A 15,839-nucleotide genomic window follows, 5' to 3' on the forward strand; every position below is an offset into this window, starting at 1 on the left:
GGCAAACGGCGACCGTAGATCAGAGAGAGGGCAGTTCGCGCAAGAACCTGTTCAGTTCATCGTGCGGCATGCCGACGACATGTTCGGGTCCCGGATATGTCCTGGCATTGACGTCGGCGACGAACTCGGAAAAGGCCGCGATCCTTTCCTGCTGCAGGCGGTCGAGTTCAGCCGTGAAGTTGCGATAGACTTTGGCGTGGCGCGGATAATGGCCGCGATTTGAACCGAGCACGTCGGCTGCGAAAAGATACTGCGCATCGCAGCCCGCGCCCGCGCCCATCGAGATCATGAAAAGCGATGTTCGCTCGCTGATGGCGGAGGCGACTTCAACCGGCACGACCTCGATCTCGGCGGCGAAGGCGCCTGCCTCTTCAAGCGCCCTGGTCTGCCGCCAGATTTCGAGCGCGCTTGTCGCGGTCTTGCCTACCGCCCTGAATCCGCCCGTCCAGGTCGCCTTGGAGGGGATAAGGCCCACATGTCCGCATACGGGGATTCCCTCGTCGCGAAGCCGGCGCACCGTGGCAAGACTTGCGGCGCAATAGACAGCGTCGGCGCCTGCCTTGCGTGCCATGAACGCGCCCCGCAGGTAATCTTCCGCGGTGACGAAATCGCCGTATTCGAGCCCCGGCACAGTAAAGGCAGAGGGCGCGGCGTCGCGAAATTCGGGCGTAAGCAGCGCCGGGGGTACCGAAAGCATGTCGACGCGGGCGCGCTCGGCGGCCTCGGCCTCCTCCAGCGTTTCGACCCGCAGCATGGTTAGCTGGCGGCGGCCCTTAAGTGCGAGAATGTCCGCGACGGTGGGGCGCAGGTTTCGCATGGTTTGTCCGCCTTAGGCCGCGAGCAGCGATTTGAGTTTGATATGACTCGATTGAAGCTGCGCTGGAACCGGCCGCGCGCCGCGTTGGATCAACATCTCGGCGAGGCGAATATCTTTGGCGACAGCATTACCGGGTCCGATGCCGCTTGCCGCGACAAGCCGGCCATCGGCGGCAAGATGAAAGAGGATGAAGGCGTCGTCGCCAAGGTCACGGCGGATTGTCTGCGTCGCTTCGTCGGCAAGTCCCGCAACCTGCAAGCCGAGTTCGTATTGATCGGACCAGAACCACGGCACCGATTCGTGCGGCTCCCGGCCGCCGAGCATGTTGCGTGCGGCGAGGGAACCTTGTTCCTGCGCATTGCGCCAAGCCTCCAGGCGCACGCGTCGTCCGCCATAGATCGCGAGTGGAAAGGCGCAGCAATCCCCGGCAGCAAATATGTCCATGTCGCTTGTCTGCAGCCAATCGTTAACGATAATGCCGTTGGCAGTTTCGAGACCGGTCGCTTCAGCCAGGTCCGTAACAGGGACGGCGCCAATCCCGATCACCGCAAGATCGGCGGCGATTTCCGTGCCGTCAGCAAGGGTGATGTCGACGCTGTCGTCCGTGTCGGTGATCGATGCGATGCCTGTTCCGCAGCGCAGACTGACGCCTTCATGGCGATGGCGGGCGGCGATGACCTCGGCGATCTCTTGCGGCACGCCCCGCATCAGGATACGCGGCTGCGCCTCGATGACCGTCACCGCCGCGCCGCGCTTGCGTGCGCTTGCGGCAAGTTCGAGGCCAATGAACCCACCGCCGATGATAGCAATGCGTGCCGCTGGACCGAAGCGCGCACGGATGCGCAGCGCGTCGTCATAGCTGCGCAAGGTCACGCAATACTTGCTGCCTGCGGCCAGCGGCAGGGCGCGCGGCAGCGCGCCTGTCGCAATCAACAGCCGCTGGTATGGAATTTTTCGGTCGTCGTGAAGGACGACCGACTTCGCGGGCCGGTCGATTGACGCAGCAGTTGAATTGCCGATGAAGTCGATCCGCTGCTCAGCGAACTGTTCGATACTGGCGATGGTTCTCGGTAAAGGATGATCGTCCGAGACCATCGCCTCTTTCGAAAGGGGCGGACGTTCATATGGAAGGTGGGGTTCGGTGCCGATCAACGCGATCGTCCCTCCATAGCCGTTTTCACGCAGGGCGAATGCCGCGCGCACCCCGCATTCGCCAGCGCCGATGATGACCATGCCGTGTTCCATGACGGTCACCCGAGCTGAATGAGGACTTTGCCGGACTCGACCTTGACCGGATATGTCCTGAGATTGACGCAGACCGGCGCGCCTTTGGCCTGGCCGGTCTTGTAGTTGAATCGGCCGTTGTGCTTCGGGCATTCGATGATCTCATCCATGACCAGGCCGTCGGCAAGATGGATATGCTCATGCGTACACAAGCCGTCGGTGGCGAAGAACTCGTCCTCGGGGCTGCGATAGATCGCAAAGGTGCGCCCGTCGTGATCAAAGCGCATGACGTCCTCCTCGTCGATATCGTCGGAGGTGCAGGCCTCAACCCAATTGCTCATATTCATTCCTCCCGAATATTGTCCTGGATACAGACCCGACTATTCCGCCGCGGACGCCAAAGCTTCGTTGTGAAACGCCTCGCGGTAGGGCTTTGCCGTTGCCGGCAGTTCACGCTTCAGGAAGTAGTCCTCGTTGCGCAATTGGCGAATGAAGGCGGGGATCATTTCGCGGTAGCCGCTGAGAATGGATGGGTTCGGCGCGGGCAGGTCATGCTTGGTCATGGCGTGGAGCTGCGGCAGCGCATGGTAGGGCACCATCGGGAACATGTGATGCTCGACGTGATAGTTCATGTTCCAGTAGATGAAGCGGCTGACGGGATTCATATAAACCGTGCGGCTGTTCAGCCTGTGGTCGATGACATTGTCGGCAAGGCCGCCATGCTGCAGAAGTCCGGTCATGACATGGTGCCAGGCGCCGTAAAGGCGGGGCAGGCCTATAATCATCAGCGGCAGGATCGAGCCCATATAGATGGAAAGCGCAATGGTCGCGAGATAGATCGCCGCCCAGATCCGCGCGACAAGGATGACCTTGGGCTGTTCCTGTTCGGGAATGAAGGTCTTTTCCTCGGCGCTGACAATGCCGGACGCATTGCGGACAAGATCGGTCATCGCGTGCCAGGCGTCGAGAATGCCGAAGAAGTTGAGGACGAGGCGCAAGAGGTCGGGCGGGCGCATGACGGCGATCTCGGGATCACGGCCGACAATAACGGTGTCCGTGTGATGGCGCGTGTGGCTCCAGCGCCAGGTGATCGGGTTGCGCATGATCATGAAACAGGCGATTTCATAGACCGCGTCGTTCATCCAGCGCGTCTTGAATGCGGTGCCATGCCCGCATTCGTGCCACCGGCTATCCGATGCTGAACCGTAGAGCACGCCGTAGGCGAGGAAGAAGGGCACGCAAAGCCAACTGCCCCAGAAGTAGATGCCAAGACCGGCAAGGACGATCATGCTCCCGAGCCAGATGATCGTATCGCGAATGGCGGGGCCATCGCTGCGTTTCATCAATTCCTTCATCTGCTTGCGCGGAATGTCCGTATGATACCACTCGGCGGCGGCGAGACCGGATTCCACGGCGAGGCGGGAATCCCGGCCGATGAGGCTGTAATCCCTTTTCTTCGGCGCCGCGAAGGTGGCTGTGTTCATTGCGTGACCTCCCAGATCGATGCAATGGAATTCCGTGTCTGTCGGATAATATGAGCTTGGCTGCCACGCCTCAATCGAGGATGAGGAAATTCTATCATTTGCTCTCATGTCATGGTAGGAAACGATGATAGAATCTATCAGGCGAAGAAGACATGGCGAACCGACCGACTGTTGCTGATCTTGCGCGGGTATCTGGTGTCAGCGTTGCAACGGTCGACAGGGTGCTCAACAACCGGTTGCCGGTGCGTGAAGAGACGGCGCGGCGCGTTTATGAGGCGGCCAACACGATCGGCTATCACGCCGCCGGTCTTATTCGCCAGCGCATGCGTCAGGAACTCCCGGAATACAAGGTTGGATTCCTGCTCAGCAAGCCGGGTCATCAATTCTATCAAGGCTTTGCACGCGAGATCGAAAGCGCCGTTGCTCAAGCCGCGCATTTTCGCGGCATTGCCCAGGTTGAATTCTGCGCTTCGCAATCGCCCGAAGATATCGTCGCCAAGCTGCGGCCGCTTGCTGGCAGGTGCCGGGCGGTCGGCCTGGTTGCGCCGGATCATCCGGCGATCACCGCCGCCGTCGAGGAATTGAAGCAGAAGGATATTCCGGTCTTCTCACTGCTTTCCGATTTCGCCGCCGGGGTGCGCGAAGGCTATATCGGTGTCAACAATCGCAAGGTCGGACGGACTGCGGCGTGGATGATTGCCAAGGCGGCGCGCCAGCCCGGAAAGGTCGTCATCTTCGTTGGAAGCCATCGCTATCACGGTCACGAACTGCGCGAGATCGGCTTTAGGGCGTTTTTCCGCGAAGAGGCGCCGGAATTCACCGTTCTCGATACGATGGTCAATCTGGAAACCCGGCAGATCACCCATGAGGCCATGCTCGACCTGATGCGCCGCCATCCCGACCTTGCGGGCTGCTATGTGGCGGGGGGCGGCATGGAGGGGGCAATCGCCGCGCTGCGGGAAACGGGCATCAAACCGCCGCCGGTGATGATCGTCAATGAGATCACGCCGGAATCGCGCGCCGCGCTTGCTGACAACATCGTTACAATGGCGATCTCCACGCCGCTGCAGCGGCTATGCCGCGAACTCGTCGACCTCATGGGCCATGCGATCGAGCGGGGCGCGGCCAATGCACCGGGCCAGACCTTCCTGCCGTTCGACATCTACCTGCCGGAGAATATCTGACGCCTGGTCACCACCGAATCTATCAGGAATGATAGTTTTCGCTCATCATGGTGATTGACGACGAGGCGATCACGACAGATGTTCACGCCCAACGGCAACGTCCTTGCGCGACGTTGGGATCTTCGGGAGGAAATCACATGACCGACACAATTTCGCATCCAGTTTTTGCTCTCAATCATATGGTCGCTCCCAGGCTTTCGCCGCGCAAATTCTTTGAACTGGCAAAGTCGCTTGGCCTCAAGGATGTCGAGATCCGCAATGATCTTGGCGGCAACGCCATCATGGACGGCACGGACGCGAGCGAAGTGAAGGCATTGGCCGATGAGGTCGGCGTGAGAATCGCAACAATCAACGCGCTGCAGCGCTTCAACGACTGGACACCGGAGCGCGAGAAAGAGGCAATAGAACTTGCGGACTATGCAAGGGACGTCGGCGCCAAGGCACTGGTGCTCGTTCCGGTCAATGACGGCACCGGGCAAAGGGATGGTGAGCGCCAGGCGAACCTTCGCTCTGCGCTGAAGGGGCTAAAGCCTATTCTCGAACAGCGTGGCCTGATCGGCTATGTCGAGCCGCTCGGCTTCGAGGTTTGCTCCCTGCGCTCCAAGCGTGAGGCCGTCGAGGCCATTCAGGCGGTCGGCGGGGAGGAGCGGTTCAAGCTCGTGCATGACACGTTCCACCATCATCTTGCCGGCGAGCCGGAACTTTTCCCGGCGATGACCGGCCTCGTCCATATTTCCGGGGTGACCGATCCGGACGTCACGGTAAGCGCCATGCGCGACCCGCATCGGGTACTGGTCGACGCCGAGGATCGGCTCGGCAATGTCGAGCAGATGCGTGCACTCATCGATCAAGGATATGACGGAGCCTTCTCCTTCGAGCCTTTTGCCGAGGAAGTTCAGCAACTCGAAAACCCGGCCGAGGCAGTCCGGGACAGCATGGACGGAATCAAGGCCGGACTGGTTTAGAACGAATCAGCGGCAGGCGCAGATGTAACGCTCCTCCATATGTCCGGTCCCCGGACGTCAGCGGTCAGTCAAGGCAGTGCGATGCAATAGACGGATGGGAGGCGCGGCCCCGATCGCGCCTGTCGCGCCCTGTATCCATTTCTCATTCAATACGGTTCTAGAAAACCGAAGTGGCCACCCAGGTGAGACTCCTCCCTGCTTTATCGATGTCGATCCTCTCGCCTTCAGCACTCGTCAGCAGCCACTTCCAATTGCACAGCCGTGCAAAATTAGACCGGCAATTATTGCCGCTTCAAATTGAATCTTGCTTGACGCTTGCGTGATAAAATGGAATAAATATTTCAGAAACTGAGCGTAACGGTCTGTATATTCCGTTCTATAAGGCTCAGGATCAGGTTTGCGCGAAACTTCGCGCACTCTCCTCGCCGCAATCTCGCATCCAGGGGTAGGTTGGCTGCGTGTATCAAGGTGTGGGGACAATCCGGATTATAGCGGGTGTGGCCGGGCACCATTTGTGGAGGAGATGAAATGAAAAAGTTACTGATGACCGTGGCTGTTTCAGCCCTGATGAGCAGTTCGGCCTTCGCCGCCAATATCGGCGTCTCGATGGCCCTGTTCGATGACAACTTCCTCACCGTTCTGCGCAATGGCATGCAGGACTATGCCAAGACGCTCGATGGTGTGACCCTTCAGGTTGAAGACGCCCAGAATGACGTCGCCAAGCAGCAGAGCCAGATCCAGAATTTCATCGCTTCCAAGGTCGATGCGATCATTGTGAACCCGGTCGATACGGACGCGACCGCCGCCATGTCGAAGATCGCTGCCGACGCCGGCATTCCGCTGGTCTACGTCAACCGCGAACCCGTCAATGTCAATGAACTGCCCGAGAAGCAGGCATTCGTGGCGTCGAACGAGGTTGAATCCGGAACACTCGAAACCAAGGAAGTCTGCCGTCTGCTGAAGGGCAAGGGCGACGTCGTCGTCATGATGGGCGAACTCTCCAACCAGGCTGCGCGCCAGCGGACCAAGGACATTCACGATGTGATCGCCACGGATGAGTGCAAGGGCCTTAAAATCGTTGAAGAACAGACTGCTAACTGGTCCCGTACGCAGGGCGCCGACCTCATGACGAACTGGCTTTCCGCCGGTCTCAAGTTCGATGCGGTCATCTCCAACAATGACGAAATGGCCATCGGCGCGATCCAGGCCCTGAAGGCTGCCGGCCGCACGATGGATTCCGTCGTGATCGGCGGTGTCGATGCGACGCAGGATGCGCTTGCCGCCATGGCGGCGGGCGATCTTGACGTAACGGTGTTCCAGAACGCCGCCGGCCAGGGGCAGGGCGCTGTCGATGCAGCGCTGAAGCTTGCCAAGGGCGAAAAGGTCGAGGCCAAGGTCTACGTTCCGTTCGAACTGGTAACGCCGGAGAACCTCTCCAAGTACCAGAAGTCGAACTAAGGCCGTTCAACGCCTTTTGACGATCCGGAACGCATCGTTTTCATGCGTTCCGGTCTATAGTGGAGCCTCTCTGGGAGGAGATGATCATGGCAGTCAGTCCCTCGACCATGGCGGCGGTGCGCGCCAGTGGCGCCATACCGCAGGCCGAATATCTCCTGAATGCGGAAAACGTCCGCAAGGAGTTTCCGGGCGTCCTCGCGCTGGACAATGTCCAGTTCCGGTTGAAGCGGGGCACGGTGCACGCGCTCATGGGCGAAAACGGCGCCGGCAAATCCACCCTGATGAAGATACTTGCTGGAATATATATTCCAGATCAGGGGGAAGTCTACCTCAAAGGGGTGCCGATCCGCCTGAAATCGCCGCTCGATGCGCTCGAAAACGGCATCGCCATGATCCATCAGGAACTCAACCTGATGCCCTTCATGACCGTGGCGGAGAACATCTGGATTCGGCGCGAGCCCAAGAACGGGTTCGGCTTCGTTGATCACGGCAAGATGCACGACATGACCGCCGAGCTGTTCCAGCGGCTCAATATCAACCTTGATCCCGACAGCCAGGTGCGCGACCTATCCGTCGCGAACCGGCAGATGGTCGAAATCGCCAAGGCGGTCTCCTACGAATCCGACGTCCTTATCATGGATGAGCCGACTTCGGCGCTGACAGAGCGCGAAGTGGAGCATCTTTTTGCAATCATTCGCGATCTGCGGTCGCAGGGTATCGGCATCGTCTACATCACCCACAAGATGAACGAGCTCTTCGAGATTGCCGACGAGTTTTCGGTGTTCCGCGACGGTCGCTTCATCGGCACACATGCATCGACGGACGTTACCCGCGACGACATCATCAAGATGATGGTCGGACGCGAAATTACGCAGATGTTTCCGAAGGAGACGGTGCCGATCGGCGACGTGGTGCTTTCGGTGAAGGACCTTTCTCTGAAAAACGTCTTCCACGATATCTCATTCGATGTGCGCGCGGGCGAGATCCTCGGCATTGCCGGACTGGTCGGCTCGGGCCGCTCGAATGTGGCGGAGACGGTTTTCGGGGTGACGCCGGCGACGACAGGCACCATCGCCATCAACGGCAAGGACGTAAAGATCGATACGCCCCATAAGGCGATCGCCCATGGCATGGCGTTCATCACCGAAGACCGCAAGGAAACCGGCTGCCTGCTCATTCTCGATGTGCTTGAGAACATGCAGATCGCCGTGCTGCAGGACCGCTTCGTCAAATATGGCTTCGTTGCGGAAAGGCAGATTTCCAAGGCGTGCAAAACAATGAGCGATACGCTGCGGGTGAAGACGCCGAGCCTTGAAGAAAAGGTCGAAAACCTTTCAGGCGGCAATCAGCAAAAGGTGCTGATCGGCCGCTGGCTCCTGACGAACCCGAAAATTCTCATTCTCGACGAGCCGACCCGCGGCATCGATGTTGGCGCCAAGGCGGAGATCCATCGCCTTGTTTCACAACTCGCCAAACAGGGCGTCGCCGTCATCATGATCTCGTCGGAAATGCCGGAAGTGCTCGGCATGAGCGACCGCATCATGGTGATGCATGAAGGCCGCGTAACCGGATTTCTCGATCGAGACGAAGCAACCCAGGTCAAGGTGATGGAGCTCGCTTCCAAGTGAGCGCGCCGGGGAGGAACGAACAATGACAAGCGAACCTGTAACCGCCAAGGCAACGACACCGCCTTTAGCGCCGCGAAGCCGCAGGCGGCTGCCGCCTGAGGTCAATATCCTCCTCGTCCTTATCGGTATTGCGCTGATTTTCGAGATTCTGGGCTGGATTTTTGCCGGTCAGAGCTTTCTGATGAATGTCCAGCGGCTGCGCATCATCATTCTGCAGGTTTCGGTGATCGGCATTATCGCCGTCGGCGTTACCCAGGTCATCATTACCGGCGGCATCGATCTTTCATCCGGCTCCGTGGTCGGCATGACGGCGATGATCGCCGCAAGTTTTGCCCAATCCTCCACATGGGCACGGCCGGTCTATCCTGCGTTGACAGACCTGCCGTTTTTTATCCCGATCGGCGTTGGCCTCGGTATCGGCCTCCTCGCCGGCATCGTCAATGGCTGGCTCATCTCCTATACAAAGATACCGCCCTTCATCGCGACGCTCGGCATGATGGTGTCGGCGCGCGGCGTGGCCAAGTGGTATACCAAAGGCTCGCCGGTTTCAGGGCTGACCGATCAGTTCAATTTCATCGGCACCAGCATCTGGCCGGTCGTCGTCTTCCTCGTCGTTGCGCTCGTCTTTCACATTGCGCTGCGCTATACGCGCTACGGCAAGTTCACCTATGCGATTGGCGCGAATGCCCAGGCTGCGCGCGTTTCCGGTATCAATATTGAGAGCCACCTCATCAAGGTCTATGCCATTGCCGGTCTTCTGGCAGGGCTTGCCGGCATCGTCACCGCCGCACGTGCCCAGACTGCACAGGCCGGCATGGGCGTTACCTATGAACTTGACGCAATTGCCGCTGCGGTTATCGGGGGCACATCGCTGACAGGCGGTATCGGCCGCATCACTGGTACGGTCATTGGCGCCATCATCCTCGGGGTGATGATTTCCGGCTTCACCTTCCTCAGGGTCGATGCCTACTACCAGGAAATCATCAAGGGCGTGATTATCGTTGCAGCAGTTATCGTTGACGTGTACCGCCAGAAGAAGCGCAAGGTATAAAGGGTAACGACTGTTGAACTGCGATCCTCGGGCCTGACCCGAGGATCGGGCTTGCCCCCCAGGATCCAAGCAAATACGCGCTCTGCGTCCTTTGAGTCCTCGGGTATACAGCCCGGGGGGCAAGGCAGGGAGCGGATAACAACGCCCGGGTTTGTTCCGGGCTTCTTTAAAGAGGTATTGAAAATGACTGTACGCTTTGGCCTGCTCGGGGCGGGCCGCATCGGCAAGGTTCACGCGAAGGCCGTCACATCAAACCCGCAGGCGAAGCTCGTCGCCGTTGCGGATGCTTTCGAACAGGCTGCCAAGGACCTTGCCACGGCACATGGCTGCGAAATCCGCAGCATCGACGATATTGAAAAGGCTGCGGACATCGACGCGGTCATCATATGCACGCCGACCGACACGCATGCCGACCTGATCGAGCGCTTTGCGCGTGCCGGCAAGGCGATCTTCTGCGAAAAGCCGATCGACCTCGACGTCGAGCGCGTCAGACAGTGTCTGAACGTCGTTCAGGAAACCGGCGCAACGCTGATGGTAGGCTTCAACCGCCGCTTCGATCCGCACTTTGCGGCGGTGCGCAAGGCGATTGACGATGGTGCGATAGGCGATGTCGAGATGGTCACGATCACCTCGCGTGATCCGGGTGCGCCGCCGGCGGAATATATCACGCGCTCCGGCGGCATTTTCCGCGACATGACGATCCACGATTTCGATATGGCCCGTTTCCTCCTCGGCGAGGAGCCGGTCGCCGTCACGGCGCATGCCGCGGTGCTCGTCGACAAGAAGATCGGCGAACTTGGCGACTATGACAGCGTCAGCGTCATTCTATCGACGGCTTCGGGCAAGCAGTGCGTGATCTCGAATTCGCGCCGTGCCACCTATGGCTATGATCAGCGCATCGAAGTGCATGGCTCGAAGGGCATGGTTTCGGCCGAGAACCAGCGACCGGTCTCGATCGAAGTGGCGAACGGCAGCGGCTATACCCGCCCGCCGCTGCACGACTTCTTCATGACGCGTTACACCGAAGCTTACGCCAATGAGATCGCGGCATTCATTGATGCCATCGCCAAGGGATCAAAGGCCGCGCCAGGCGGCGACGATGGTCTCAAGGCATTGGCGCTTGCAGATGCAGCTCTGCGCTCGGTAAAGGAAGGTCGAACCATCACTGTATAAGCTATGCGTGGTGAAACCCTCCCCGGCGCGGGGAGGGTATTTCGTTGCCCATTGAACAAGTTCGTCAGCTACCGCACGTCCACCCAACGCTGTTCCTGGTAGGAACGGGCCATCGCATGGACCGTCCGCTCGATCTCGAGCCCGTCGGCAAATTCGATCAAATGCGCGGGCGCACCACTGATGCGCTTGATGAGTTCGTGGCACTCGATGATCTTCAGGTCGTTGAAACCAAGCCCATGGCCGGGCGCGGGGATAAAGCGGTCGTAGGGCTCGTGATGCGGCGCGGTGAGGATTGTACGATAACCCTGTTCAGTCTTTCGATCCGAGGTCACATAGAGCTGGAACTCATTTGCGCGCTCCTGGTCGAACAGAATCGAGCCTTTTGAACCGAAAATCTGCAGTGAGATACGCCCCTTGCGGCCCCAGGCCGAGCGGTTGACCTGCAACGTTCCGGCGACGCCGTTTTCCATGTGCATGAGCACGCTGGCGCTGTCGAAGGTCTCGACGGTGCGATCGCTGCCATCCTCCGTCTTGCGCGTTGGATAGGGCCTGGACATGTCGCACATTACGCGCGACACGCGGCCGAACAGCGTAAACAGCAGCGACAGCGGATGCACCGCAAAATCATCGAGCGCACCGTAGCCTGATGATGATGCGTGTTTCCAGTTGAACAGCGCATCGGCGTCGGCCATGAAATCTTCGTCCATCTCGATGCGCAGATGATTGACCTCGCCGATGATCCTTTCGGCCAGGAGCCTGCGAATGTGGCGGATTGCTGGTCCCTGGATGTAGTTGTACCCGAGTGCCGCCACTTTGCCGCTTCGCTTCGCTGCCGCAAGCATGGCTTCGGCGTCGGCGAAAAGCGGTGCCATGGGCTTCTCGCACCAGACGTGCTTGCCGGCTTCCAGCGCGGCGATTGCCATTTCGGGATGAAACTGATTTGGCGTCGTAATCGAAACGACATTGACCTCCGGGTCCTCGATCACGGAGCGCCAGTCGCCGGAGCCCTTCTGAAAGCCGAATTCGCCAGCGCGGCGCACTGCAAGTTCGGCGTTGGCTTCACCGAGGTGCACAAGCCGCACCGGCCCCACATCGCCGAAGACGGCGCGAACCGAGTTCCACGCCAGCGCATGGCATTTGCCCATGAAGCCGGTTCCGATCAGCCCAACACTCAGCATCGCTCTCTCCCATCGCTTGCAGTTCCTGATTGAAATAATCTATAAGTGGAGTAAATGGAATAACTGATCCGTCTCGATATAAATATTTTGTCGCGGCGGGCACCAGTTGCGGGAAAGGATAGGGGTGGCGAGCATGGACAACGAGGCGGCCCTGCCGCGGGATTTCGATGCGCTGCGCACGATGATCCTCGATCGCCGCGAAGTACTGCCCAAACGCCTCGCGCAGATTGCGGCTTACGCATTGAGCAATCCTGATGAGATCGCCTTCGGCACCGCCGCAAGTATCGCCCAGACAGCGGGCGTGCAGCCGTCGACGCTCATCCGCTTTGCCCAGCATCTCGGCTTCGATGGCTTTACCAGCCTTCAGGCGGTTTTTCGTGAACGTCTGCGCGAGCGGCAAACGTCGTACGAAGAACGGCTATCGGCCCTGCGGGGTGACACGCACGGGCTTTCGAAAAACCGCACGATATTGAATGGCTTCCTTACGGCGGCGACGCATTCGATCGAGACGATTTCCCATAATGTGGAAGAGGATGTTCTCGAACGGGCGGTCGACATTTTATCGGGTGCCGAGACGATCTATCTCCTGGCGCGCCGACGCTCCTATCCGATAACCGCCTACATGGCATATGCATTCGGCAAACTGAAAATTCGCAATCAGCTGATCGAATCGACCGCCGGTATCGACCCTGAGATCATTTCCTTTGCCGGGCCCCGCGATGCCGCCATTGCCATCAGCTTCTCGCCATATGCTTCTGCCACGATCGAACATGCTGCGGCTTTATCGGCCCGAAATGTCCCGGTTGTCGCCATTACCGACAGCGCCTTCTCACCACTTGCCCAGTCTGCGAGCGTATGGTTCGAGGCGGCAGAGGGCGATTTCTCCGGCTTCCGCTCCCTCTCCGGCACGATGGCACTGGCAATGGCGCTGACTGTCAGTGTCGCGGAGAAGCGCCGAAGTACCTAGGTTCAAAGAACCTTTAGTCCCAGATGCTCCGCCATCGGAGCAAAATCCCGATCGTGGTGCAGGAGGTAGTGGCCATCATTGATGCAATAAGTCGCAATGATCATATCGATGGTCTTGCGGATAGTGATGCCGCGTTGCCGCAAGTGCCGATAGTTCCGCGCCGCCTCTATGGCGATGCGCGTGGACAACATGTTACGGACCTCAAATCTGCGTAAGCGTGCCTTCAGAGCCGCCGCCGCAGCCTCCGTGCGCGTGCCCTGCAACAGTTCGAGCAGAACGATATCCCCGACGATTATTGTGGAGAGATCGGAAATCGAACGGAGCTTTTGTACCGGGGGAACGAGTTCGTTGCGCATGTGCGCAATAAAAACCGAACTGTCCACCACGATCATTCGAAATCATCTCGATCGCGGCCGTCACGCATGGTGTCGAGGTCGCCTTCCCATTCGATGCCAACGATTTCATCGAGCGATCTTTTGAGATCGTACTGCCGCACGAGCCGCCTAAGGGCTTCCTCGACCGTAGCTTTTTTTGTGGAGAGCCCTGTCAGTTTCATAGCCTTCGCGACAAGCTCATCATCGAGTTCGATATTTGTGCGCATGGTGGCTCCGATGTGTATATAGTCAGCACACCATACACATAGAAGCGCCTCGTTGAAAGCGAAACACAAAAAGAACAGACATTCCATATTGACGATTTGATAGAATTATTATTTCATATGGCAAAATTCCCAGGCTCAGCGAGCGGGACAATCCGCATATCGGGAGGAGCATCATGGACGGAGCTGATACGAGCAAGCTGCTTGATGTCATAACGATCGGTCGTTCCTCGGTTGACCTTTACGGCCAGCAGATTGGCTCGCGGCTTGAGGACATTGCCTCGTTCGCCAAGTCGGTCGGCGGCTGTCCCACCAATATTGCCGTCGGCACGGCGCGGCTCGGGCTGCGTTCGGCGCTTTTGACACGCGTCGGCGACGAACAGATGGGGCGTTTTATCCGTGAGCAACTGCAGCGCGAAGGCGTTGCGACGCAAGGCGTCATCACCGATCCGGAACGGCTTTCGGCGCTCGTCATCCTCTCGGTGGAAAACGACAAGAGCTTTCCGCTCATCTTCTATCGCGAGAATTGTGCCGACATGGCCATCGATGAAGGCGATGTCGATCCGGAATTCATCCGGTCGGCGCGCGCCGTGGTCGTGACCGGTACGCACTTTTCCAAGCCCAACACGGATGCGGCGCAGCGCAAGGCAATTCGCCTGATCAAGGAAGCCGGCGGCAAGGTCGTCTTTGATATCGACTACCGTCCAAATCTCTGGGGCCTTGCGGGTCATGGGGCTGGCGATAGCCGTTACATCGCCTCCGACAAGGTCTCTAACCATCTGAAGACGGTTCTCGCCGATTGCGACCTCATCGTCGGCACGGAGGAAGAAGTGCTGATCGCCTCGGGCGAAGCCGATCTTTTGAGCGCCCTCAAGGCGATCCGCGCCCTTTCCAGCGGGACCATCGTGCTCAAGCGCGGTCCCATGGGTTGTATCGTCTATGAAGGCGCCATATCCGACGACCTCGAGGACGGGATCGTCGGCAAAGGCTTTCCGATCGAGGTCTTTAATGTGCTCGGCGCCGGCGATGCCTTCATGTCCGGTTTCCTGCGTGGCTGGCTTGGCGGCGAAAGCCTTGCCACCGCCGCGACCTGGGCGAATGCCTGCGGCGCCTTTGCCGTGTCGAGGCTGCTATGCGCCCCGGAAATTCCGACTTACGAGGAACTGCAATATTTCCTCGAACATGGCAGCCGCTACCATGCGCTGCGCAAGGACGAGGCGATCAACCACGTCCATTGGGCGACGACGCGCCGCCGCGATATTCCGGCAATGATGGCTTTTGCGATCGATCACCGCGTCCAGCTCGAGGCGCTGGCAGAGAAGCTCGGCGCAGGCGCTGATAAAATCGAGGCCTTCAAGGAACTGGCGGTTAAGGCCGCCGCCAAGGTTGCAGATGGTCGCAGCGGCTATGGCATGCTGATCGACGAGAAGTTCGGCCGCGAGGCAATGTTCGAATTCGCCCGCCACAATTTCGATTGGCTCGGGCGTCCCGTCGAACTGCCGGGTTCGCGCCCGCTGCGCTTCGAGTTTTCACAGGACATCGGTTCGCAACTGGCGGAATGGCCGGTCGATCATTGTATCAAGTGCCTGTGTTTCTACCGGCCGGATGATCCGGCGGCGCTGAAGGAAGAGCAGCAGGCAAAGCTGCGGTCACTCTTCGAGGCCGCACGCAAGGTCGGCCGCGAACTCTTGATCGAAATCATCGCCGGCAAGCATGGCGAGGTCGATGACAACACTATTCCGCAGGCGCTTGAGGAACTCTATGCGCTCGGCATAAAGCCGGACTGGTGGAAGCTCGAGCCGCAGGCATCGGCTGGCGCCTGGAAGAAAATCGAAGCCGTGATCGAAAAGAACGATCCGTGGTGCCGTGGTGTCGTGCTCCTCGGACTTGAAGCGCCACATGACGAACTTGAGGCGGCTTTCGTTGCCACCGCTGGTGCCCCGATCGTCAAGGGCTTTGCCGTCGGGCGGACATTGTTCATGGATGCGGCGGAGAATTGGCTCGCGGGACGGATCTCGGACGAGGCTGCGATCGACGACATGGCCGGCCGTTTCGAAAAATTGACCAAGGCCTGGCTTGCCAGCCGCGACCGGCAGGCGGCATAGGACTAGT

15 protein-coding genes are annotated in these 15,839 nt (G+C 59.2%); 8 read left to right on the forward strand and 7 right to left on the reverse strand.

Going from position 1 to position 15,839, the window contains the following annotated elements; translation table 11 throughout:
• Window positions 1–19: 19 nt before the first annotated feature.
• The 4 genes from AC1DNI_RS12450 to AC1DNI_RS12465 are packed head-to-tail and all read right to left on the reverse strand — an operon-like array spanning window position 20 to window position 3,525.
• Window positions 20–817 (reverse strand): 3-methyl-2-oxobutanoate hydroxymethyltransferase, encoded by a 798-nt coding sequence (locus AC1DNI_RS12450; protein ID WP_477692065.1) that lies wholly within the window; start codon window positions 815–817, stop codon window positions 20–22.
• A 12-nt stretch (window positions 818–829) separates the two neighbouring features.
• Window positions 830–2,062 (reverse strand): NAD(P)/FAD-dependent oxidoreductase, encoded by a 1,233-nt coding sequence (locus AC1DNI_RS12455; protein WP_477692066.1) that lies wholly within the window; start codon window positions 2,060–2,062, stop codon window positions 830–832.
• A 5-nt stretch (window positions 2,063–2,067) separates the two neighbouring features.
• Window positions 2,068–2,382: a MocE family 2Fe-2S type ferredoxin gene (locus AC1DNI_RS12460; protein ID WP_091944092.1), complete on the reverse strand. Its 315-nt coding sequence runs from the start codon at window positions 2,380–2,382 to the stop codon at window positions 2,068–2,070.
• Between the two features lie 39 nt (window positions 2,383–2,421).
• The gene (locus AC1DNI_RS12465; RefSeq protein WP_477692067.1) at window positions 2,422–3,525 is read right to left on the reverse strand and encodes a fatty acid desaturase family protein; all 1,104 of its coding nucleotides are present in this window, start codon (window positions 3,523–3,525) and stop codon (window positions 2,422–2,424) included.
• Between the two features lie 152 nt (window positions 3,526–3,677).
• On the opposite strand from AC1DNI_RS12465, the gene AC1DNI_RS12470 reads away from it, so the two are divergent.
• The 6 genes from AC1DNI_RS12470 to iolG all read left to right on the forward strand — a co-directional run bounded on the left by AC1DNI_RS12470 (window position 3,678) and on the right by iolG (window position 10,984).
• Window positions 3,678–4,709 (forward strand): LacI family DNA-binding transcriptional regulator, encoded by a 1,032-nt coding sequence (locus tag AC1DNI_RS12470; protein WP_477692068.1) that lies wholly within the window; start codon window positions 3,678–3,680, stop codon window positions 4,707–4,709.
• 137 nt (window positions 4,710–4,846) lie between these two features.
• Window positions 4,847–5,674 carry a TIM barrel protein gene (locus AC1DNI_RS12475; protein ID WP_477692069.1) on the forward strand — a complete coding sequence of 276 codons (828 nt, stop codon included), beginning with the start codon at window positions 4,847–4,849 and terminating at the stop codon, window positions 5,672–5,674.
• A gap of 528 nt (window positions 5,675–6,202) precedes the next feature.
• Window positions 6,203–7,132 carry a sugar ABC transporter substrate-binding protein gene (locus tag AC1DNI_RS12480; protein WP_027229569.1) on the forward strand — a complete coding sequence of 310 codons (930 nt, stop codon included), beginning with the start codon at window positions 6,203–6,205 and terminating at the stop codon, window positions 7,130–7,132.
• A gap of 86 nt (window positions 7,133–7,218) precedes the next feature.
• Window positions 7,219–8,760, forward strand: coding sequence for a sugar ABC transporter ATP-binding protein (locus tag AC1DNI_RS12485; RefSeq protein WP_477692070.1), 1,542 nt, complete (start codon window positions 7,219–7,221; stop codon window positions 8,758–8,760).
• Window positions 8,761–8,782: 22 nt separating this feature from the next.
• Window positions 8,783–9,811, forward strand: a complete 1,029-nt coding sequence (locus tag AC1DNI_RS12490; RefSeq protein WP_027229571.1) for an ABC transporter permease — start codon at window positions 8,783–8,785, stop codon at window positions 9,809–9,811.
• 183 nt (window positions 9,812–9,994) lie between these two features.
• Window positions 9,995–10,984: an inositol 2-dehydrogenase gene (iolG, locus tag AC1DNI_RS12495; RefSeq protein ID WP_477692071.1), complete on the forward strand. Its 990-nt coding sequence runs from the start codon at window positions 9,995–9,997 to the stop codon at window positions 10,982–10,984.
• A 68-nt stretch (window positions 10,985–11,052) separates the two neighbouring features.
• Here the strand turns inward: iolG and AC1DNI_RS12500 are convergent, their stop codons facing one another.
• Window positions 11,053–12,162: a Gfo/Idh/MocA family protein gene (locus tag AC1DNI_RS12500; protein WP_477692072.1), complete on the reverse strand. Its 1,110-nt coding sequence runs from the start codon at window positions 12,160–12,162 to the stop codon at window positions 11,053–11,055.
• A gap of 133 nt (window positions 12,163–12,295) precedes the next feature.
• Between AC1DNI_RS12500 and AC1DNI_RS12505 the strand changes: the two genes are divergently transcribed.
• On the forward strand, window positions 12,296–13,129 hold the full coding sequence (locus tag AC1DNI_RS12505; protein ID WP_477692073.1) for a MurR/RpiR family transcriptional regulator: 834 nt from the start codon (window positions 12,296–12,298) through the stop codon (window positions 13,127–13,129).
• Window positions 13,130–13,131: 2 nt separating this feature from the next.
• Here the strand turns inward: AC1DNI_RS12505 and vapC are convergent, their stop codons facing one another.
• Both vapC and AC1DNI_RS12515 read right to left on the reverse strand, forming a co-directional pair.
• A complete protein-coding gene (gene vapC, locus AC1DNI_RS12510) occupies window positions 13,132–13,521 on the reverse strand; it encodes a type II toxin-antitoxin system VapC family toxin (protein WP_477692074.1) in 390 nt (129 codons plus the stop codon).
• Entirely contained in the window at window positions 13,518–13,730 is a 213-nt protein-coding gene (locus AC1DNI_RS12515; RefSeq protein WP_228017841.1) for a type II toxin-antitoxin system VapB family antitoxin, read from the reverse strand. Before AC1DNI_RS12515 ends, vapC begins: the two co-directional genes overlap by 4 nt.
• A 173-nt stretch (window positions 13,731–13,903) precedes the next feature.
• Between AC1DNI_RS12515 and AC1DNI_RS12520 the strand changes: the two genes are divergently transcribed.
• On the forward strand, window positions 13,904–15,832 hold the full coding sequence (locus AC1DNI_RS12520) for a bifunctional 5-dehydro-2-deoxygluconokinase/5-dehydro-2-deoxyphosphogluconate aldolase (RefSeq protein ID WP_477692075.1): 1,929 nt from the start codon (window positions 13,904–13,906) through the stop codon (window positions 15,830–15,832).
• Window positions 15,833–15,839 lie beyond the last annotated feature (7 nt).

It is taken from the genome of Phyllobacterium sp. 01N428, assembly GCF_056399405.1.

Excerpts from the sequence above, each read along its gene's own strand:
- AC1DNI_RS12500 (WP_477692072.1), bottom strand. The coding sequence starts at position 12,162 with ATGCTGAGTGTTGGGCTGATCGGAACCGGCTTCATGGGCAAATGCCAT.
- AC1DNI_RS12520 (WP_477692075.1), top strand. The coding sequence starts at position 13,904 with ATGGACGGAGCTGATACGAGCAAGCTGCTTGATGTCATAACGATCGGT.
- AC1DNI_RS12490 (WP_027229571.1), top strand. The coding sequence starts at position 8,783 with ATGACAAGCGAACCTGTAACCGCCAAGGCAACGACACCGCCTTTAGCG.
- iolG (WP_477692071.1), top strand. The coding sequence starts at position 9,995 with ATGACTGTACGCTTTGGCCTGCTCGGGGCGGGCCGCATCGGCAAGGTT.
- AC1DNI_RS12485 (WP_477692070.1), top strand. The coding sequence starts at position 7,219 with ATGGCAGTCAGTCCCTCGACCATGGCGGCGGTGCGCGCCAGTGGCGCC.
- AC1DNI_RS12455 (WP_477692066.1), bottom strand. The coding sequence starts at position 2,062 with ATGGAACACGGCATGGTCATCATCGGCGCTGGCGAATGCGGGGTGCGC.
- AC1DNI_RS12505 (WP_477692073.1), top strand. The coding sequence starts at position 12,296 with ATGGACAACGAGGCGGCCCTGCCGCGGGATTTCGATGCGCTGCGCACG.
- AC1DNI_RS12450 (WP_477692065.1), bottom strand. The coding sequence starts at position 817 with ATGCGAAACCTGCGCCCCACCGTCGCGGACATTCTCGCACTTAAGGGC.
- AC1DNI_RS12480 (WP_027229569.1), top strand. The coding sequence starts at position 6,203 with ATGAAAAAGTTACTGATGACCGTGGCTGTTTCAGCCCTGATGAGCAGT.
- vapC (WP_477692074.1), bottom strand. The coding sequence starts at position 13,521 with ATGATCGTGGTGGACAGTTCGGTTTTTATTGCGCACATGCGCAACGAA.
- AC1DNI_RS12475 (WP_477692069.1), top strand. The coding sequence starts at position 4,847 with ATGACCGACACAATTTCGCATCCAGTTTTTGCTCTCAATCATATGGTC.
- AC1DNI_RS12515 (WP_228017841.1), bottom strand. The coding sequence starts at position 13,730 with ATGCGCACAAATATCGAACTCGATGATGAGCTTGTCGCGAAGGCTATG.
- AC1DNI_RS12470 (WP_477692068.1), top strand. The coding sequence starts at position 3,678 with ATGGCGAACCGACCGACTGTTGCTGATCTTGCGCGGGTATCTGGTGTC.
- AC1DNI_RS12465 (WP_477692067.1), bottom strand. The coding sequence starts at position 3,525 with ATGAACACAGCCACCTTCGCGGCGCCGAAGAAAAGGGATTACAGCCTC.
- AC1DNI_RS12460 (WP_091944092.1), bottom strand. The coding sequence starts at position 2,382 with ATGAGCAATTGGGTTGAGGCCTGCACCTCCGACGATATCGACGAGGAG.